Here is a 19,011-nt window from a genome sequence, read left to right on the forward strand (position 1 = left end):
GAGAGCCGGGCCACGAGGCCGATCAGAGCGTGGGTCAGTCGGTGACCGTCACGGCCACCTCGGTGATGCCCCGGCCGACGGTCACCGCGATGTCGCCGTTGCCGTGCCGGGAGAGCGCCCGCAGGGTCCAGGTGCCCGGCGCGGCGAAGAAGCGGAACTGCCCGGCCGGTGACGTCACCACCTCGGCGGTGAACTCACCGGTCGAGTCGAGCAGACGGACGTACGCGCCCGGCACCGCCTCGCCCTCCGCGGCGCGGACGACACCGGTGATGACGGTCTCCTTCTCCAGGTCGATGCTGGCGGGCAGCGGCGCGGCCTGGTCCGGGGCCGCGCAACCGGCGGCGGTGGGTGCGGTCATCTCAGGCCTCCCCCGGCTCATCGCCGAGCGTCACGGGCACGCCGACCAGCGAGCCGTACTCGGTCCAGGATCCGTCGTAGTTCTTCACGCTGGTGTGGCCGAGCAGCTCCTGGAGCACGAACCAGGTGTGCGACGAGCGCTCGCCGATCCGGCAGTACGCGATGGTCTCCTTGCCGTCGTCCAGCCCGGCCTCGCCGTAGATCTCGCGCAGGTCGTCGTCGGACTTGAAGGTGCCGTCCTCGTTGGCCGCCTTCGACCACGGCACGCTGATCGCGGTCGGGATGTGCCCGCCGCGCTGCGCCTGCTCCTGCGGCAGGTGGGCGGGGGCGAGCAGGCGGCCAGCGTACTCGTCGGGGCTGCGCACATCGACCAGGTTCTTGCTGCCGATCGCGGCGACCACCTCGTCCCGGAAGGCACGGATGCTGTTGTCCGGCTCGCTCGCGACGTACTGGGTGGCCGGGCGGGTCACGCTGTCGGTGACCAGCGGGCGGGCGTCCAGCTCCCACTTCTTGCGACCACCGTCGAGCAGCTTGACGTCGCCGTGGCCGTAGAGCTTGAAGTACCAGTACGCGTACGCGGCGAACCAGTTGTTGTTGCCGCCGTAGAGGATGACGGTGTCGTCGTTGCTGATGCCCCGCTCGGAGAGCAGCGCCTCGAACTGGGTCTTGTTGACGAAGTCCCGCCGGACCGGGTCCTGCAGGTCGTTCTTCCAGTCGAGCTTGATGGCGCCGGCGATGTGGCCGGCGTCGTACGCCGAGGTGTCCTCGTCGACCTCGACGAAAACGACGCCCGGGGCGTCGAGGTTCTTCTCGGCCCAGTCGGCCGAGACGAGTGCGGTGTCGCGACTCATCAGATCACTCCCTGGTGAGGATGGATGGTGAGCCAGCGCGCGATGTCGATGGATGTAGCTGTGTCGCACCACGCGCGGGACCCATAGCTAGGAACGGATCACGGGTTTGTGCGACGGCGCCGCTGCCGGGCGTCCGGTGGGGTGCACCGGGATTGGGTACGCATACCCCGAGTGCCGATGGCCGCTAGGCGGCCCGAGACAGCCCCGCCGTCAGATGACGGGGCGACACAGGCAGGTGGCCACGCGGCACAGGTCGACCGCGCGCCGTTTGGTGAGGAGCGTCCCCATGAGCAGGGAGCCTACCAGCGATCCCAGATATCTCCATCGGGCCGACCAGCATCCGGGACGCGGCTCGGCGGTCAGCCGGCCGAGCTGATCGGTACGTCCCGTGCATCGGCGGTCACCGTCAGCCCCTGCGGCTGCGGCCGGACCTCGCGGACGGTGAGCTGGAACGGCAGTTCCGGCAGGGGTACGTCGATCGAGATGCTGCGGGCGAAGTTGTTCACCAGGGTGCGGGCCAGCGGCACGTTGGGCAGCCCGTCGGCGTTCAGGTCCTCGAACTGCAGCGCGATCTGCCCCTGGTCGCCCACGACGATGTTGGCGGTGCCGGTGACCGTCAACCGCTGGCCGAGGATGTCCACCGGGGCGGTGACGGCGAGTTGCCCGTCCCGCTCGCCGAGGGTCAGCCCCTCCCGATCGAGCAGCGCGGCCAGGCTCTGGTAGCTGATGGTGCCGGTGCCGTTGACCGTGTCGGCCACGACCTCGCCCTGGCCGGTACGCAGGGTGTCCAACGAGGCCCGCACGTTGCGGGCGTCCACGTCCAGGCTGGGCAGCGTGACCGCCTCACCCTGCACCGAGCCCTGCACCTCCCGCAGCCGGATCGAGATGCGCTCGTACCGGCCGTCGACCACCTGGGTGAGGAACGGGAACCCGCCGATCTCGACCTCCGGCGGCGAGGACTGCGCGCCCTGCTCGGCCACCTGCTGGCGCACCTCGTCGGCGATGCGGCGCTCGGCCACGCTGGCCGCGACCCGGTCGGCGATGGCGAGGAGTCCGACGAGGACGAGCAGCAGGACGACGAACCCGATCAGCACCTTGCGTCCGCGTCGCCGCGGGCGCCGTTCGTACGTCTGCTCCTGCTCCTGCGCCACGCCGCCTCCTGATCCTCGTCGTACCTTGATGCTTCGTCGTAGCTCGATGCCGCCCGCGGCGAACCGCTGGTACCCGCGCGCCGTACTTCTCAATCTCGCACCGCCGGATCGGCCGGTCAGAGCACCAGCCGGCACATCAGGTACGCGGCCGGCGCCGCCAACGCGAAGCCGCCGAGCGGCCCCTGCACGTGCCGCGCCGCCCAGACCGTGGGCAGCTCGCCCGCCATCAGCCGGCCCGCCTCGGCATAGCTCACGGCAAGATCGGCCAGGACGGCGACGACCGCCGCGACCAGGCCGATGATCGCGGCCCTGGTGGGGGTGAACGGGGTGACCAGGTAACCACCGAGGAGCGCGCTGACCAGGGTGCCCGCCATCGCGCCGCCGACCACGCCCGCCGCTCCCCGGGGCACCTGGGGCGCCAGCCTCGGCCAGGCGGCGATGGCGTCGGCCACCCGGGCGACGGTGAGTGCCACCCCGGCCGCGGTGAGGCAGACGGCGATCGCCTGGGTGCCGGCGGGAATCCGGTTGAGCACGATGAGCGTGGCGATGGCGGCCACCCCGAACACGATGGTGGCGGTCGTCCGCAGCGAGTCGGTCACCCGGAGCCGGTCGACCCGCCGGACCAGCTGACCGAGCACTGCGGCGAGCACCCCGCCGATCGCGACGTAGAAGAGGGGCCCCAGGCGGGCCTCGGCCGAGCGTACGGCCACGGTGTCGGCCGCCAGCGCGGTCACCCCGCCGACCCCGACCACCACTCCCAGCGCGGGCGGCCGGGTGACCATCGTCCAGGCGAGCACGAACAGCAGTTGTACGGTCAGCACCACGACGGTGAAGGGCAGCCGGTGCCCCGGCCCGGAGGTCTGTGCGGCGACGACGAGGCCGATGCCGAGCAGCGCGGCAAAGCCGCCGATGGCGAGCGAGAGCTGCCGACGCACCTCGACCGGTGGCGCCTCCTCCTCGTCGTCCGCGTCCACCTCGTCGTCGGCACGGCGGGCCGCACCACCGCGGCGCAGGCGTCGCGGACCACCGGAACGCCGCTCGTCGGTCTCGACGGCCGGGCCGGTACGCGGCGCCGGGCCGCCCGCCGGGGGCGGGCCCTCGGTCCACGGGTCGCGGCCGGTCTCGGGCGAGTTGGAGGGAAACACCCACCGATCGTGCCAGACCAACGGCAGATCGCGGTTGCCACCGTTTCCGCGACGTTAAAACCTGGGCCGCGATCAGGGGCAGATAGGGCAAACAGGAAACCTCGTCGGGGCGCCAAGCGGGCAATCGGTTACGCTCAACGGCGAAACCCGCCCGTCAGCGACGCCGGGACCCACGGAAGTTCCCAGCGCCACACCCCGCCCGGAGTGCCGCTGGTCGCGTGCGGCCGCAACGGGCCGCCGGGACGGAGGTGATCGTGGAGATCCTGCTGTTGGTGACCGCGCGAGCAGGCGAACCATCCGCAGTGCTACCCGCACTGGACCTGCTGCCGCACTCGGTCCGCACCGCACCGCGCGACGTCCGCACCCTGGTTGCCGGCCCGAGCCCGGACGCCGTGCTGGTCGACGCCCGCTCCGAGCTGAGCGAGGCCCGGGCCACCTGCCGGATGCTGCACGCCACCGGGCTCGGCGTACCGCTGGTGGCGGTGGTCACCGAGGCCGGGCTGATCGCGCTGAACGCCGACTGGGGGGTCGACGACGTCATCCTCGCCTCCGCCGGTCCGGCCGAGGTGGAGGCCCGGCTGCGGCTCGCGGTCGGCCGGCTGAGCAACGCGACGGCCGGCGCCGGCGGCTCCATCCGGGCCGGCGAGTTGATGATCGACCCGGACACCTACGCCGCCAAGCTCAAGGGCCGCCCGCTCGACCTCACCTACAAGGAGTTCGAGCTGCTCAAGTTCCTCGCCCAGCACCCGGGTCGGGTCTTCACCCGCGACCAGCTGCTGCGCGAGGTGTGGGGCTACGACTACTTCGGTGGCACCCGGACGGTCGACGTGCACGTACGACGGCTGCGGGCCAAGCTCGGCTCGGAGTACGAGTCGATGATCGGCACCGTCCGCCAGGTGGGGTACAAGTTCGTCGTGCCCCCGTCGCGGACGCTGTCCGAGGCTGCCGAGCACGCCCCGCTGCCGGTCCGGGCCCTCACCATCGAGGGCTAATTTACCCATATGCCCCTTTTGGGCGACTTGACAGTCTTATGGTGACTGCCGAGTTGGCCAGCGGGAGGGGCAGCGGTGGGTGGCAATCAGGCGGGGGCGGGACGCGCGCTCGGAATCATCACGCTCGTGGTGTCGGCGGTACTCGGCTCGACGTACCTGCTCGGACGGAGCCTGGTGCCCGACGCACCGCGCACCGACTCCGGGGTCACCGCGACCGGCGCCGAGTACGCCGACCAGTCCGCACCCACCGACGCCGAACCTGACGTCGGTGCCACCCGCGCGCCCGGCGAGCCCGACGGCGCTCCCGGCCCTCGGCCGAACGGGCCCGAGGGCACCGACGGCGAGGCGTCGGAGGCGAACATCGGCCCGCTGGGCACCCGGGTGCGCACCGGCGGTGCCGGCGTCGCGCTCACCTTCGACGACGGTCCGAACCCCGACTACACCCCCCAGGTTCTCGCGATCCTGCGCGAATACCACGTCACGGCCACGTTCTGCGTGGTCGGCAAGAACGCCCAGGCGTACCCGTGGCTCGTCGAGCAGATCGTCGCCGAGGGTCACACGCTCTGCAACCACAGTTGGGACCACGACGTCGCCCTGGGCGCCCGGTCACCCGAGTGGATCCGGGCCGATCTGCTGCGGACCAGCGAGGCGATCCGCGCGGCGGTCCCGGACGCACCCATCGCCTGGTACCGGCAACCCGGCGGCGCCTGGACCTACTCGGTCATCTCCGTCTCCCGCGACCTCGGCATGGCTCCGCTGCACTGGACGCTGGATCCCTCCGACTGGCGCGCGCCCGGCGCGACCCGCATCGCCACATCCGTGATCAACGGGGTGCAACCCGGTTCGATCGTCCTGCTGCACGACGCGGGCGGCGACCGGCAGGGCACCGTGAACGCGTTGTACCGGATCCTGCCCGAGTTGACCGCCCGGTTCGACATCCAGGCGCTGCCGATCCGGGGGACGTGAGGGGCCGGGCCGCCCGGCCCGGCAGGTGGCATCCGTGCCATCCGGCTACGGTGAGGACGTGAGCAGCACTGAGGCGAGCAGCAACCAGGTCAGCCGCGCCGACCGGCTCGGACCGACGGAGATCGCCGAGGTGCTGGCGCTCGCCGCAACGGCGGGCGACACCGACGGCGCGGACCCGCTGGACGAACACGTCCTGCTCCGGCTGCGCGACGCGCACGCGGCGGCGACCCACCTGATCGCCCGCTCCGACGACGGCACGCTCACCGGGTACGCCCACCTCGACACCACCGACCCCGTCAGCGGCGTCGGGGTGGAACTGGTGGTGCATCCGGCGTACCGGCGGCGGGGCATCGGCCGGGCGCTGGCCCGGGGAGTGTTGGCGAGCGCCACCGGGCCGCTGCGCGCCTGGGCGCACGGCGACCACCCCTCGGCCGCGGCGCTCGCGGTGGACCTCGGCTTCCACCGCGCACGCCTGCTCTGGCAGTTGCGTCGACCGCTCACCGCACCGCTGGCCGAACCGCGGCTGCCCGACGGGGTGACGCTGCGCGCGTTCCGCCCCGGCGCCGACGACGAGGCGTGGTTGACGCTGAACGCGCGGGCCTTCGCCGAGCATCCGGAGCAGGGGCGGTGGAGCATCGAGGACCTACGGTTACGCCTCGCCGAGCCGTGGTTCGACCCGGCCGGCTTCCTGCTCGCCGTCGAGTCGGCGACCGACCGGCTGCTCGGGTACCACTGGACCAAGGTGCACGAACGGCCCGGCTCGGCCCCCATCGGCGAGGTGTACGTGCTCGGGGTGGAGCCGTCGGCGCACGGTGGCGGGCTCGGGCGGGCACTGACCACGGCGGGCCTGGCGTACCTGCGGGAGCGGCGCGGGCTGGACCGGGTGATGCTCTACGTCGACGAGTCCAACACCGGCGCGGTGGCGCTCTACGAGCGGCTCGGCTTCGCCCGCTGGTCGGCCCACGTCAACTACCACCTCGGCTGACGCGACAGTCAGGACATCGGCGGGCCGGTCAGGTAGAACCGGGGCTCGTCCTCGTCGGACAGGTCGAGGTGCGGGGTGATCGGGGTGGCCGCGTCCCGGCTGGCCGCCGCCCGCGCCACCGCCGCGAGATCGGCGCAGGCGGCCACCTCGCCGAGGGTGACCAGGGTCGGCGGAAGCATGGTCAGCTCACCGGCCGCGGCGCGCTCACCCGCGTCGGCGGGCCGGACCCAGAGCGTGTGGTCGGCCTCGCCGGAGACGTCGCGGGTCCGCTGGCCGCCGGGCAGCAGCGCCACGAAGAAGTACGTGTCGAACCGGCGCGGCTCGAACTCCGGTGTCACCCACCGGCTCCACGGCAGCAGCAGGTCCGACCGGAGGGTGAGCCCTCGCCCGGCGAGCAGGTCGGCGAAGCCGATGCGCCGCTGCTCCAGGTCGCCCCGGGCAGCCTCCCAGCCGTCATCGCTGACATCGCCGACGACCCGGCTCGCGTCCGGGCCGGCGAGCAGCACCCCGGCCTCCTCGAAGACCTCACGGGCCGCCGCGCAGACGACCGCCTGCGCCGCGGCCGGGGCCAGTCCGAGGCGTACGCCCCAGTCCGCCGGTTCCGGACCGGCCCAGTCCAGGTGGGTGGTGGAGTCCGAGGGGTCGACCCCGCCACCGGGGAAGGCGTACATGCCGCCGAAGGCCATCGTCGCGACCCGACGGATCAGGTAGACCTCGAAGCCCACACCGGCCGGGCGGAGCAGCAGCACGGTGGCGGCCACCCGGGGCACCGCCGGCGTGCCGCCGGAGGCCCGGAAGCGGCGGGCGTGCGCCACCAGCGCGGTCGGCGCCGGGAAGCCACGGTCGGTCGTCATGCGCCCGAGCCTACGTGGATGCCAGTACAGCCCCGGAGCCGATCTTCGGTAGCGTCACGCCATGACTCGTTGGGGCATCCTGGCCACCGGCCACATCGCCGCCCGCTTCGCCGAGGACCTCCGGCTGGTGCCGGGGGCCGAACTGGTCGCGGTCGGCTCACGGACCGCGGAGAGCGCGAAGCGCTTCGCGGAGCGGCACGGCGTACCGAGGGCGTACGCCTCCTGGGCGGAGCTGGCCGCGGACGCCGAGGTGGACGTGATCTACGTCGCCACCCCGCACGCCGCTCACCACGAGGCGGCGCTGACCTGTCTCGCCGCCGGTAGGCCGGTGCTGCTGGAGAAGCCGTTCACCCTCGACCTGGCCACCAGCACCGACGTGGTCGACACCGCCCGCGCCGCCGGGGTCTTCCTCATGGAGGCGATGTGGATGCGGTGCAACCCGCTCGTGCTCCGGATCTGCGAGTTGATCGCCGATGGCGCGATCGGCACGGTGACCAGCGTCCGGGCCGACTTCGGCGTCGCCGGGCCGTTCCCACCCGAGCACCGGATGCGGGCCCGGGCGCTGGGCGGCGGCGCGCTGCTGGATCTCGGTGTCTACCCGGTCAGCCTGGCCCACCTGCTGCTGGGCGTGCCGCAGCACGTGCGGTCGTGGGCGAAGCTGAGCCCGGAGGGGGTGGACGAGAACACCGGACTGGTCTTCGGGTACGACTCGGGGGCCGTTGCCACGCTCAGCTGCGGCATGGTGGGGGTGACCGGGATCACCGCCTCGATCACCGGCACCACCGGGCGGATCGACCTGCCCGAGCCGTTCTTCCGGCCCGGCGGGTTCGTCCTGCACCGGTCCGGCGCGGAGCCCGAGGCGATCGCCGGGGAGCTGGTCGGCTCGGGCTACCAGCACGAGGCCATCGAGGTGCAGCGCTGCCTGGCCGAGGGGCTGACCGAGAGCCCGCTGGTCCCGCACGCCGCCACCCTGGAGATCATGGCCCTGCTCGACGACATCCGCGCCCAGATCGGCGTCTCCTACATCTGACGGTCGCCGGGCCCCGCCCCGAGTGTTAGGAAGGGCCCCTACCCAACGCCAGGCGTTGACCGGGGCCCCTCCTAACACCTCAGCTGAAGATGGGGCGGACCACGAAGTACATCAGGGCGCCGATCGAGCCGGCGGCCGGGAAGGTCAGGATCCACGCCCCGACGATGTTGCCGGCCACGCCCCAGCGCACGGCGGAGAGCCGCTTGGTGGCGCCGACACCCATGATCGCCGAGGTGATCGTGTGGGTGGTCGAGATCGGGGCGCCGAGGACCAGCGCGTTGAAGTACAGCACGCCGCTGGCCACGGTCTCGGCCGCGAAGCCCTCCGGCGGGCGCAGGTCGATGATCTTCCGGCCGAGGGTCCGGATGATCCGCCAGCCACCGGCGTACGTGCCGGCCGCCAGCACGGCCGCCGAGGTCCAGAACGCCCACTCCGGGATGTAGGTCGCGTCGTCCTGGTATCCGCCGACGAAGAGGGCGAGCACCACGATGCCGATGGTCTTGGCCGCGTCCTGCATGCCGTGGCCGACCGACATGGCCGCCGCCGAGGCGGTCTGCGCCCAGCGGAAGCCCCGGTTCAGCTTGCCCGGGTGCCCCTTCCGGAAGATCCACTGCACGGCGATCATCACGATGTAGCCGAGGAGGAAACCGACCATCGGCGACAGGATCATCGGCACGATCACGCTCTCGCCGATGCCCGACCAGAGCACCGTGCCGGAGGCGGCGACGGTCGAACCGACCAGGCCACCGATCAGGGCGTGCGAGGACGACGAGGGCAGCCCGAAGTACCAGGTGATGATGTTCCAGGTGATCGCGCCGATCACGCCGGCGAAGACGATGCCGAGGCTGGACACGCCCGTCGGCAGCTCGACGAGGCCGCTACCGACCGTCTTGGCGACCTCGGCGCCGAAGTGGGCGCCGATGAAGTTGCCGACCGCCGCCATGGCCAGGGCCACCCGGGGTGTGAGCGCCCGGGTGGAGATGCTGGTCGCGATCGCGTTGGCGGCATCGTGGAAGCCGTTGGTGTAGTCGAACACCAGGGCTACCCCGATCACCGCCAGCACGGCGATGAGCTCGGGACTCACAGGCTCAGGACTCCTTGACCGCGATGGTCTCGACGGTGTTGGCGACGTGCTCGAAGGCGTCGCAGGCGGCCTCCAACTCGTCGGCCACCTCCTTCATCTTCAGCACGGTCAACGCGTCGTACTCACCCGAGAAGAGGCGGACCAGCAGCATCCGGTACGCCTGGTCGCCGTCGTTCTCCAGCCGGTTGATCTCGATCCAGTAGTCCTCGAGATCCTTCATCGACTTCAGCCGGGGCATCGCGTCGGCGGTCAGCTTCGCCTGCTGGTCGAGGACGTGCACCAGCTCGTGCATCTCCCGCGGCAGCGACGGCAACTTGGTCAGCCCGTAGAGGTAGAGCAGGTTGCCCACCGCCTCCAGGTGGTCCATCACGTCGTCCAGCAGAGAGCCGAGACGGTAGATGTCCTCGCGGTCGAACGGGGTGATGAACGTCGAGTTGATCTTCTTGAACAGCTCGTGGGTGATCTGATCGCTGTCGTGCTCCACCTCGGTGAGTCGATCACTCACCGACTGCACCTCGACATCGGGCAGGGAAAGCTCGTTGAGCAGTTCGGTGCCCCGGACCAGGTTCTGCGCGGCCTTGGTGAAGAGCTCGTAGAAGGCGCCCTCGTTGGGGCGGAAGGAAAACCTCACAGCACGGACCTCGTCGTGTCGGGTGGAAGGGGTGGCAGCCGCCGCTCCGGCGCCCTGCTGAGGGAATGCTAGGGAATCGTCAGATCGGCGATGCGGCGGCCCACCCCCGGCCAGGTGTCATTCACCGCTCGTTCAACTGCCGTTCACCTTCAACAGCCCCGCGGTCCCCAACAGCCGCTCCCGTTCCCCATCGACGTCGAAGTCGGCTGGCGGATACCCCAGATCAAGAGTGTCGAACGTCTCCCGCAGCAGGTGGGCCACCGCCCAGTCCCGATACCACTTGCGGTCCGCCGGCACCACGTGCCACGGCGCGGCGTCCGTGCCACACCGGCCGAGCAGATCGGCGTACGCGGCCTGGTAGTCGTCCCAGCGGGCTCGGGCGTCGACGTCGGAGGGGTGGTACTTCCAGTGCTTCGTCGGGTCGTCCAGGCGGGCCAGCAACCGCCGGGCCTGCTCGGTGTGGGAGATGTGCAGGAAGACCTTGACCACGACCACCCCGGAGTCGGTCAGCTCCCGCTCGAACTCGTCGATCTCGGCGTACCTCGGCCGCCAGACGTCCTCCGGCGCCCGCTCCTGCACCCGGGGCACCAGCACGTCCTCGTAGTGCGAACGGTTGAAGACACCCAGGTAGCCCGCTGGGGGCAGCGCCCGGCGGATCCGCCACAGGAAGTGATGCCGCAACTCCTCGGCGGTCGGCGGACCGAATGCCCGGATGTGTACGCCGAGCGGGTTCATCGCGCCCACCACCCGCTTGATCGTGCCGTCCTTGCCGCCGCAGTCCATCGCCTGGAGCACCAGCAGCACCCGCCGCCCGGCACCGGGATCGGCCTTCGCGCCGGCGAACAGCATCTCCTGCTGGCGGGCCAACCCTCGGCCCACCAGCGCGACCTGCCGGCGGGCCCACGCCTTGCGGTCCAGCCCGGTCACCTCGACGTCGGGCAGCCCGGGGGTCGAGCGAGGCTCGGTCTTCCCGAGGTCCACCGGCCCGCCGGGGGTCGCCCGGAGCAGGTCACGCACCGCGCCGCCGGCCGGCGCCACCACGTCGAGTCCACCGTCGTCCACCATCGGAGCATCATCACCCGCCGGCCGCCGGTCCGCGCGACAGTCCCTCAGACGACCAGGGCCAACCACTTGCGGTACGAGGTGGCGAAGGGCTCGGTGCCGTCGCCGAGCGCGCCGAACAGCCACCGCGCCGCCGCCTCGGCCGCCACCACCAGTTCGTCGGGGTAGCCGAAGCGGACCCGGTGCTCGGCGAACTCGTCCTCGTCGCGCAGCTCGACCACCCCGGTCTCACGGCGGCGGACCACGTCCAGGTCGAGGTCGACCAGGTGCACGGTGTCCTCCCCCTCCCACCGGGCCGGGCTGGCGATGTCGCAGTAGACCTCACTGGTCCGCGGCGGCGGGTTGAACATGCCGGTCCACCAGGCGTGATGCGGCACGAGCAGCACGAAGGGGATCTGCTCGACGGAGGGGCGACCGTGGTAGACCGAGCTGGTGCCGGCGGGCACGCCGAGCCAGACACCGAGGTCGTCCTCGGCCAGCCGGCGGGCCGGGTAGTCGCGGTGGGCGCTGCCGTCGTACTTGCGGTAGATCACACGGACCACGTCGCTCGGCATGAGTCGCACCCTAGCCGATTTCGCCCAGGCCTCGCCGTCGGGAAGTTACCGGACGGCGAGGAGGTATTCCGTTCCGTGACGCGGCAACACGGCCGTTCGGTACGAACCGCGTCCGCCCCGGCGGGTACCGTGCCACGGTGACTCCGCCCCGCACCGCCACCGGCTCCGGCACCACCCGTGACAAGGCACGCCGCCGCGGTGATCGGCCGGGTGGAACCGAGCTGCTGACCGCCGCGGTCGGCGCGGTGCCCGGCGGCACGGCCCGGCCGGGCCAGCAGGAGATGGCCGAGGCGATCGAGGAGTGCGTGGCCTCCGGCGAGCACCTCCTGGTGCAGGCCGGCACCGGCACCGGCAAGTCCCTGGCCTACCTGGCTCCCGCGTTGACCGTCGACGGTCCGGTGGTGGTCTCCACCGCCACCCTGGCGTTGCAGTCCCAACTGGTCGAGCACGACCTGCCCCGGCTGGCCGACGCCGTCGAGCCGCTGCTCGGGCGGCGCCCGACCTTCGCCGTGCTCAAGGGCCGGCACCACTACCTCTGCCTGGCCCGGCTGGAGAACTCCGCGCAGGACGAACCGGAGGACACCCTCTTCGACGCTCCCGCCGAGCGGCCCGGGGGCGGCGCGCGCTGGCTCGGTGAGGCCGGCCGGCTCGGCAAGCAGATCCAGCGCCTGCGGGACTGGGCCCTGGACACCGACACCGGTGACCGCGACGAGCTGGATCCGGGCGTCGACGACCAGGCGTGGCGCCTGGTTTCCATGCCCGCCCGGGAGTGCGTCGGCGCGACCCGCTGCCCGTACGGCCCCGAGTGCTTCGCGGAGGCGTCCCGGGTGCGGGCACGCGAGGCCGACATCGTGGTCACCAACCACAGCCTGCTCGCCGTCGACATGCTCGCCGGACGACACATCGTCCCGCCGCACCGGCTGCTCGTCGTCGACGAGGCCCACGAGTTGGCGGACCGGGTCTCCTCGGCGGCGCAGGCCGAGCTGACCCCGGAGCTGATCGACCGGTCCGCCCGGCGGGCCCGCCCGCTGCTGCGTCCGGAGACGGCCGAGGCGCTGACCGCGGCCGGCGACGCCCTCGCGGTCGGGCTGGCCGAGGCGCCGGCGGGGCGGATAACCAGCGGCCTGCCGGGCCCGCTGCGGGAGGCCTGCACGCTGCTGGACGCCGCGACCCGCGCGGCCCTGGACACCATCGGCGACATCAAGGCCGACGACCCCGACCCGGTACGCAAGCAGCAGGCCAAGGCCATCCTCGACGAGATGTCCAACACCGCCCAGCGGCTGCTGGAGGAGGCGGAGCACGACGTGGCGTGGGTGGAGCGCAACGACGCCACCGTGCGGCGGGCGCTGGTGGTGGCACCGCTCTCGGTCGCCGGCACCCTCGCCACCCACCTCTACGACGAGCGGACCGTGGTGGCCACGTCCGCCACGCTCGCGCTGGGCGGCCGGTTCGACACGGTCGCCCGCGCGTTGGGCCTCGACGCGCCCCCGCCCGCCCCGCCGTCGCCGGCCGCCGCCGCCCTCGCCGACGCGACCCGGCGGCCGGCCGGCGCGGGCGACCCGGCGGCGCGGGCCGACCCGATCCGAGCAGCCGATCCCGCTGGGCACGTCGACTCCGGCCCGGGGTGGCGCTCGCTCGACGTCGGCTCCCCGTTCGACTACCCCCGGCAGGGAATCCTCTACGTGGCCGCGCACCTGCCCCGCCCCGGGGTCTCCGGGCTACCCGACCCCGCCGGGGAGGAACTGCTCAGCCTGGTCACCGCGCTCGGTGGTCGTACGCTCGGGCTCTTCTCCTCCCGGCGGGCCGCGCAGCAGGCGGCGGAGCTGGTACGCGCCCGGACCGACCTGCCGGTGCTGCTCCAGGGCGAGGAGGCGCTGCCGCTGCTGGTCCGGCGATTCCGGGAGGAGCGGTCGAGCTGCCTGTTCGGCGTGATGTCGCTGTGGCAGGGGGTGGACGTGCCGGGCGACTCGTGCCAGTTGGTGGTGATCGACCGGCTGCCCTTCCCTCGGCCCGACGAACCGCTCGCCGCGGCCCGGGCGGCGGCGGTGGACGCCCAGGGCGGCTCCGGCTTCGCCGCGGTCAGTGTCCCGATCGCGGCGGTACGCCTGGCGCAGGGCGTGGGCCGGCTGATCCGGGCCACCGGGGACCGGGGCGTGGTGGCGGTGCTCGACTCCCGGCTGGAGACGGCGCGGGGCTACGGCCCGTTCCTGCGCCGCTCGTTGCCCCCGTTCTGGTACACGACCCGCCCGGAGGTGGTCCGGGGCGCCCTCACCCGGCTCGCCACGACCTGAGCCGGCCCAACGCGGCCGGGCCGACGCGAGCCGGCGTCATCGACGCGCGCAGGCGCGGCGGGTCAGGGCGCGCGGGAGGCGACGACGACCGCGTCGGGTGGGGTGTCGGGGACGCGGCGGGCGGCGAGGCGGCGTACCGCGGTGTTGAGGATCGCGATCACCGGCACCGCGACCAGCGCACCGGTGATCCCGGCGAGCACCACGCCGGCCGCCAGACCGATGATCACCGCGAGCGGGTGGATGGCCACCGCCCTGCCCATGATCAGCGGCTGGAGGACGTGCCCCTCCACCTGCTGCACCCCGATCACCGCACCAAGGATGATCAACGCGGTCACCGGCCCGCTGTCGACCAGCGCGACCAGCACCGCCACGCCGCCGGAGAGCGTCGCGCCGACGATCGGGATGAACGCCCCCAGGAAGACCAGGGCGGCCAGCGGGAAGGCGAACGGGACGTCGAAGATGACCAGGAAGATGCCGATACCGACGGCGTCGATGAAGGCGACCAGCACCGTCGCCCGCACGTAGGCGACCAGGGTCGCCCAGGAGGCCCGGCCGGCGTCGTCGACCCGCCAGCGCGCGGCGACCGGCAGCAGCCGGACCAGGAAGCGCCAGATTATGTTGCCGTCGCGCAGGAAGAAGAAGGTCGCGAAGAGCACCAGCACCGCACCGGTCAACACCTCGGCCAGGGTCGCCGCGGTGGAGAGGGCGCCGCTGGTGAACTGCTCGGTGTTGTTGTTCACCCACTGCTGGATCTCGTCGAGATACCGGCTGAGGTCGTTGTCCGACAGGTGCAGCGGCCCGGTCTTGAGCCACTCCTGGATCTGCTCCAGGCCCTGCGTCGACCTCGCGGTCAGTTCCGGGACGCCCTTGATGAACTCGTTGACCACCAGGGTCAGCGTGCCGATCACCGCGGCCAGCCCGGCGACCAGCACCACGGCGGTCGCCAGCGATCTCGGCAGCCGCGCCCGCAGCAGCCACCCCACCGCGGGTGCCAGCAGCGCCGACAGCAGCAACGCCACCGCCAGCGGAATGATCACGATGCTGATCGTGCCGACGAGTTTCAGCAGCGCCCAGAAGACGATGCCGATGACGATCAGTCGCCAGGACCAGGCGGCGGCGATCCGCAGCGCGTGCGGCACGTCGGCGTCGTCGCGGCTGGAGGTGGAGTTGTGCGCGGCGGCGGGCGGCTCCTCGTCACCGACCACGGTCGCGCCCTCCGGCGCTGCGGGCCCGGGGCTCGACGGCGAGGCCACCCGGGCCGGTGCGGGGACATCGGCGGGGGTGTTGCGGCCGGCGCGGACAGATTCCCGCCCTGACTCGTACGCGCGACGCAGCCGCCCGCGTATCCGCTCGAAGCGGCTCAAGCGCACCTCCCGGCAGAGTCGACCTGCGCACGGCGTCAGGTCGGACAGGATACGCCCGACCACTGTCGGTGGGACGGATCCGCCACACATTGCCCGCGCCGGCCGGCGCGCTAACCCCGGTGACCACCGGCGGCGGGTCGGGAACGACACGGTAGCGTCTGCGGCGTGACAGCCGACCCGAATCTCGACTCCGGCCTGCCCATCCGGCTGCTGCACGACCGGGTGCTGGTGCGGACGGAGGGCAGCGACGGCGAGCGGCGCTCCAGCGCCGGCATCGTGATCCCGGCAACCGCGGCCGTGGGCAAACGCCTGGCGTGGGCCACCGCGGTGGGCGTCGGCCCGAACGTGCGCGCCATCGTCTCGGGCGACCGGGTGCTCTTCGACCCCGACGACCGCTCCGAGGTCGAGTTGCACGGCCGCGGCTACGTGCTGCTGCGCGAGCGCGACGTGCACGCGGTGGCCGCCGAGCGCGTCGAGGAGAACGCGACCGGTCTCTACCTCTGAGCGAATCTCTACCTCTGCGCAGAGATCGTTTCTGAGCCCGGCCGCGCCGGTTCCGGCACGCGCGTCGTTTGCCCCGCTCCCCGGCGGGAAGCCAGCCGCACCACCGGCCTGGGGAGGGACGATGCCGGTATTCGTGAAGAAGGTGCTGGCCTGGGGAAGCCTCGCGTTCCTGATCTACTTCATGGCGTTCCGGCCGGAGGGGGCGGCGCAGATGTTCAAGGCGATCGGGGCGGCCCTGATGGTGATGGCCCAGGGGCTCGGTGACTTCCTCACCAGCCTGATGACCTGAACCTCGCCCGGGCCGACCGACAGCCCTGCCCGGGCCGGCCGATCAGCGGTGACCGGGCGGCCAGGGCGCGGCAGGGCGGGGACCGTACCATCCGGGCGGGCCGTAGCCGGGGGGCGGCGGTGGCGGCGGCGGGGCGAGCACCACCGGAATCGGGACCACCGGCTCCTCGGGTGCCGCCACCCACCGCTGCGAACCGTCCGGGAAGCGCAGGTGATAGCGGTGGCCGTCCCAGACGCCGACCGGGGACTGCGGATCCCGGCCCACGAAGAACGACCGGTAGGCGGCGATCGAGTCCAGCAGTTCCTGTTCCTCCCGCGCCGTCCGTTCCCGGTCGACGGGGCGGCGATCCAGGCCCCGCGTTGCGCCGTCGCGCAGCAGCGCCAACCGGGTGGCCGCGAACTGGTAACCGCGCATCGCCCGTAGGCCGGCGTCCCCGGCCACCCGCCGGGCCCAGACCCGGGCCGCGTGCCGGCGGCCGAGGCTGCTGAGCGCCGCCACCTCCGGCGGCGTGAGCCAGCCGGCCCGGACGTAGTCCGGCAGGATCCGCTCGGTGAGCCGCCCCTCCCAGGCCCGCAGCCACACGGCCAGGCCGACCATGCCGAAGAAGATCGGCACCATCACGCCGACGAAGCCGAAGAGCGAGATCAGCACCTCGCCGGTGGCCTGGGTCAGTGTCGGCAGCAGGTTCCACGCCCCGTGCAGCATCATCGCCAGGAGCAGACCGGCGACCGGGGCGAAGAACCGGACCCGCCGATCCGCCGAGCGCGCCGAGATGCCGAGGCCGATACCGGTCATCGCGGTGAACAGCGGATGGGCGAACCCGAAAAGCAGGATCCGCACGATGAAGATGGCGATGACCTGTTGCGCTCCGGTGGCCGGACCGTACTCCTCGACGCCCGAGGCGTACCCGTATCCGCCCAGGTAAAGGATGTTCTCCACCATCGCGAAGCCGATCGCGGAGAGCCCGCAGTAGACCAGGCCGTCGGTGATGCCCGACCATTCCCGCCGACGGAAGATCAGCAGCAGGATCGGCCCGAGTGCCTTGGTCAATTCCTCGATGAACGGCGCGACCAGCACCGCGGTGATCCCGATCGGCAGGTCGCGCTGCTCCAACCAGGTGGCTGCTGTGTCGTTGACCAGCAGTGACGCCGAGGTGGAGACGAAGGCGCCCCAGGCGAAGCAGAAGATCAGGTACTTCAGCGGCTCGGGTTCGTAGCGGTCGAGCCAGAGGAAGCAGGCCACCAGGACCGGCACCGGCAGGACCGCGGCGGCGGCACCGACCAGCAACGCCTCCGGGCCGAGGCTGGTGCCGAGCGTGAAGAGCATGAAGATCGCGCAGGCCGCGATCAGCATGATCACCCCGGTCAGTACCAGGGCCCGCCGCCAGCTGAGCCGGCGGCGTGGCATTCCGGGCACGCCGGAACCCGCGCCTGGTGCAGCGGGCACGGACGGCGACGGCGGCAGGGATCCGCCGGACGGGGTGTCGGCCATGCGGTCAGCGTAGTCACCCACGGCCCACCGGTCCGGACGCATGGCCGCACCGGCGGACGCATGGCCGCACCGGCGACCCCGACACACCGGCGGCCACGGCGCACCGGTCGACTCAGCCCACCGGCGGCGCGGTCGGCGGCTTGACGGCCGGCTCCGGCCCGGCCGGTGCACCCGGTCGGTCCAGTTCGCCGAAGGCCTGCCGCACCAGCCGGTTCGCCTCCTCCTGGCTGATCCCCGAGGCCACCAGCAGGTCGCTGGCGGTGGTGCGCACCTGGGCGACCACCACGCTGCCGGAGAATCCGACCCCCTCGGCGTACGCCCGGCCGGCCTCGCTGACGGCGCGCAGCGACCGCTCCCGGGCCTGCTCGGGCTCCTCGCCCTGGGCAAACTCCTTCTTCAACAGACGTACCGCCTCGGCGAGATGGCCGACCGCGTCCGGCAGCGGATCCGGGACCGGCTCGGAGTCCTCGACCAGGGTGACGGAACGCCGGATCAGCGTGCCGCTGTTGCGCATCGCCCGGTCGATCGGGTCGGCCGCCTCCGCGTAGTGGGTGAGTTCGCTGCGCCGGTGCCAGCGCGCCGGGGAGAGCAGCGCGGTCTCCTTGGCGCCCTCGATCGCCTCGATGAAGGTGGTCAGCTCCTGCTTGTTGTTCCGCAGCCGGTCCAGCGCTTCCTGGATCTTCTCCCGATCACGTTCCCGCAGGCCGTTGGCGGTGATGTCGAGCTGCGCGGAGAGCAGGTCCAGGGCCGGCCGGGCCGCCCGGTTGAGCACTCGGAGGGGGTTGAGCGGCAGCAGGATCGCGGTGACCAGCAGCGCGATGCTGCCGCCGATGAGCGCGTCGATGAACCGGGGTAGCTCCAGGTGCTCCACCGACGGGCTGAGCGTGACGATCAGCACCGCCGTGGCCGCGGCCTGGATGACGATGGCGACGCTGCCCCCGGCGAAGACGGTCAGCACGATGGCCGCGGTGACGACCAGTCCGAGCTGCCACGCCCCGGTGCCGAGGAAGTAGATCAGCAGGTCACCCACGGCCACCCCGACCCCCACCCCGATGATCAGCTCAACGGTCCGGCGGAACCGTTGCCCCACCGAGACGGCGAGGGTGCCGACGGCGGAGATCGGGGCGAAGACCGGCTGCGCGTTGCCCAGCAACTCGTGCGACGCCAGCCAGGACAGCCCGGCGGCGAGGCCGGCCTGCGCGGCCAGGCCGAGCGACATCCGCACCCGGTGCAGGCGGTCGTGCAGGGTGGCGCGGCCACGGTGATGCAGCTGCGCCACGGTCTCGGCGATCCGGGCCGTGTCCACGTCGGACAGGCGCTCGGGCATGCCGTCCCGCCGCAGCAGCCGAGCGAGGGCTTTCCGGGCCACCGCCATGGCCCGCGACTACCCGCCGCGCGCCCGGACATTCC

20 protein-coding genes are annotated in these 19,011 nt (G+C 72.4%); 7 read left to right on the forward strand and 13 right to left on the reverse strand.

The window, feature by feature from the left end; genetic code table 11:
- Positions 1–34: 34 nt before the first annotated feature.
- The 5 genes from O7615_RS09990 to O7615_RS10005 all read right to left on the reverse strand — a co-directional run bounded on the left by O7615_RS09990 (position 35) and on the right by O7615_RS10005 (position 3,504).
- The gene (locus O7615_RS09990) at positions 35–358 is read right to left on the reverse strand and encodes a DUF1416 domain-containing protein (RefSeq protein ID WP_278177123.1); all 324 of its coding nucleotides are present in this window, start codon (positions 356–358) and stop codon (positions 35–37) included.
- Between the two features lies 1 nt (position 359).
- Positions 360–1,208 (reverse strand): sulfurtransferase, encoded by an 849-nt coding sequence (locus O7615_RS09995; protein ID WP_278177124.1) that lies wholly within the window; start codon positions 1,206–1,208, stop codon positions 360–362.
- Between the two features lie 210 nt (positions 1,209–1,418).
- A complete protein-coding gene (locus O7615_RS34325; protein ID WP_311202345.1) occupies positions 1,419–1,496 on the reverse strand; it encodes an Ms5788A family Cys-rich leader peptide in 78 nt (25 codons plus the stop codon).
- Between the two features lie 71 nt (positions 1,497–1,567).
- Complete coding sequence (locus tag O7615_RS10000; protein WP_278177125.1) at positions 1,568–2,359, reverse strand: DUF2993 domain-containing protein; 792 nt, start codon at positions 2,357–2,359, stop codon at positions 1,568–1,570.
- Positions 2,360–2,475: 116 nt separating this feature from the next.
- Complete coding sequence (locus O7615_RS10005) at positions 2,476–3,504, reverse strand: hypothetical protein (RefSeq protein WP_278177126.1); 1,029 nt, start codon at positions 3,502–3,504, stop codon at positions 2,476–2,478.
- A 248-nt stretch (positions 3,505–3,752) separates the two neighbouring features.
- Here O7615_RS10005 and O7615_RS10010 point away from each other — a divergent pair, with 248 nt between their 5' ends.
- The 3 genes from O7615_RS10010 (at position 3,753) to mshD (ending at position 6,447) form a co-directional block, all read left to right on the forward strand.
- Entirely contained in the window at positions 3,753–4,496 is a 744-nt protein-coding gene (locus O7615_RS10010) for a response regulator transcription factor (protein ID WP_278182040.1), read from the forward strand.
- A 75-nt stretch (positions 4,497–4,571) separates the two neighbouring features.
- The gene (locus tag O7615_RS10015) at positions 4,572–5,462 is read left to right on the forward strand and encodes a polysaccharide deacetylase family protein (protein WP_278177127.1); all 891 of its coding nucleotides are present in this window, start codon (positions 4,572–4,574) and stop codon (positions 5,460–5,462) included.
- Positions 5,463–5,520: 58 nt separating this feature from the next.
- Positions 5,521–6,447 carry a mycothiol synthase gene (gene mshD / locus O7615_RS10020; RefSeq protein ID WP_278177128.1) on the forward strand — a complete coding sequence of 309 codons (927 nt, stop codon included), beginning with the start codon at positions 5,521–5,523 and terminating at the stop codon, positions 6,445–6,447.
- An 8-nt stretch (positions 6,448–6,455) separates the two neighbouring features.
- Here the strand turns inward: mshD and O7615_RS10025 are convergent, their stop codons facing one another.
- Positions 6,456–7,301, reverse strand: coding sequence for an NUDIX domain-containing protein (locus O7615_RS10025; protein WP_278177129.1), 846 nt, complete (start codon positions 7,299–7,301; stop codon positions 6,456–6,458).
- Positions 7,302–7,362: 61 nt separating this feature from the next.
- On the opposite strand from O7615_RS10025, the gene O7615_RS10030 reads away from it, so the two are divergent.
- A complete protein-coding gene (locus O7615_RS10030) occupies positions 7,363–8,331 on the forward strand; it encodes a Gfo/Idh/MocA family oxidoreductase (RefSeq protein WP_278177130.1) in 969 nt (322 codons plus the stop codon).
- 79 nt (positions 8,332–8,410) lie between these two features.
- Here the strand turns inward: O7615_RS10030 and O7615_RS10035 are convergent, their stop codons facing one another.
- The 4 genes from O7615_RS10035 to O7615_RS10050 all read right to left on the reverse strand — a co-directional run bounded on the left by O7615_RS10035 (position 8,411) and on the right by O7615_RS10050 (position 11,662).
- Positions 8,411–9,415 carry an inorganic phosphate transporter gene (locus tag O7615_RS10035; RefSeq protein ID WP_278177132.1) on the reverse strand — a complete coding sequence of 335 codons (1,005 nt, stop codon included), beginning with the start codon at positions 9,413–9,415 and terminating at the stop codon, positions 8,411–8,413.
- Between the two features lie 4 nt (positions 9,416–9,419).
- Complete coding sequence (locus tag O7615_RS10040; RefSeq protein ID WP_278177133.1) at positions 9,420–10,046, reverse strand: DUF47 family protein; 627 nt, start codon at positions 10,044–10,046, stop codon at positions 9,420–9,422.
- 132 nt (positions 10,047–10,178) lie between these two features.
- Positions 10,179–11,111: a PPK2 family polyphosphate kinase gene (locus tag O7615_RS10045; protein WP_278177134.1), complete on the reverse strand. Its 933-nt coding sequence runs from the start codon at positions 11,109–11,111 to the stop codon at positions 10,179–10,181.
- Between the two features lie 44 nt (positions 11,112–11,155).
- Positions 11,156–11,662, reverse strand: a complete 507-nt coding sequence (locus tag O7615_RS10050; protein WP_278177135.1) for a DUF402 domain-containing protein — start codon at positions 11,660–11,662, stop codon at positions 11,156–11,158.
- A gap of 137 nt (positions 11,663–11,799) precedes the next feature.
- Between O7615_RS10050 and O7615_RS10055 the strand changes: the two genes are divergently transcribed.
- Positions 11,800–13,953 (forward strand): ATP-dependent DNA helicase, encoded by a 2,154-nt coding sequence (locus O7615_RS10055; protein WP_278177136.1) that lies wholly within the window; start codon positions 11,800–11,802, stop codon positions 13,951–13,953.
- Between the two features lie 62 nt (positions 13,954–14,015).
- Here the strand turns inward: O7615_RS10055 and O7615_RS10060 are convergent, their stop codons facing one another.
- Complete coding sequence (locus tag O7615_RS10060; RefSeq protein ID WP_347405082.1) at positions 14,016–15,407, reverse strand: AI-2E family transporter; 1,392 nt, start codon at positions 15,405–15,407, stop codon at positions 14,016–14,018.
- Positions 15,408–15,482: 75 nt separating this feature from the next.
- Between O7615_RS10060 and O7615_RS10065 the strand changes: the two genes are divergently transcribed.
- Together O7615_RS10065 and O7615_RS10070 are read left to right on the forward strand one after the other, a co-directional pair.
- Entirely contained in the window at positions 15,483–15,821 is a 339-nt protein-coding gene (locus O7615_RS10065; RefSeq protein ID WP_278177138.1) for a co-chaperone GroES, read from the forward strand.
- A gap of 121 nt (positions 15,822–15,942) precedes the next feature.
- On the forward strand, positions 15,943–16,110 hold the full coding sequence (locus O7615_RS10070) for a hypothetical protein (protein WP_278177140.1): 168 nt from the start codon (positions 15,943–15,945) through the stop codon (positions 16,108–16,110).
- Between the two features lie 42 nt (positions 16,111–16,152).
- Here the strand turns inward: O7615_RS10070 and O7615_RS10075 are convergent, their stop codons facing one another.
- Entirely contained in the window at positions 16,153–17,643 is a 1,491-nt protein-coding gene (locus tag O7615_RS10075; RefSeq protein WP_278177141.1) for a PrsW family intramembrane metalloprotease, read from the reverse strand.
- Positions 17,644–17,713: 70 nt separating this feature from the next.
- Entirely contained in the window at positions 17,714–18,928 is a 1,215-nt protein-coding gene (locus O7615_RS10080; RefSeq protein WP_278182041.1) for an FUSC family protein, read from the reverse strand.
- Positions 18,929–19,011 lie beyond the last annotated feature (83 nt).

The sequence above is a fragment of the Micromonospora sp. WMMD1082 genome (assembly GCF_029626175.1).
Lineage (GTDB): Bacteria > Actinomycetota > Actinomycetes > Mycobacteriales > Micromonosporaceae > Micromonospora.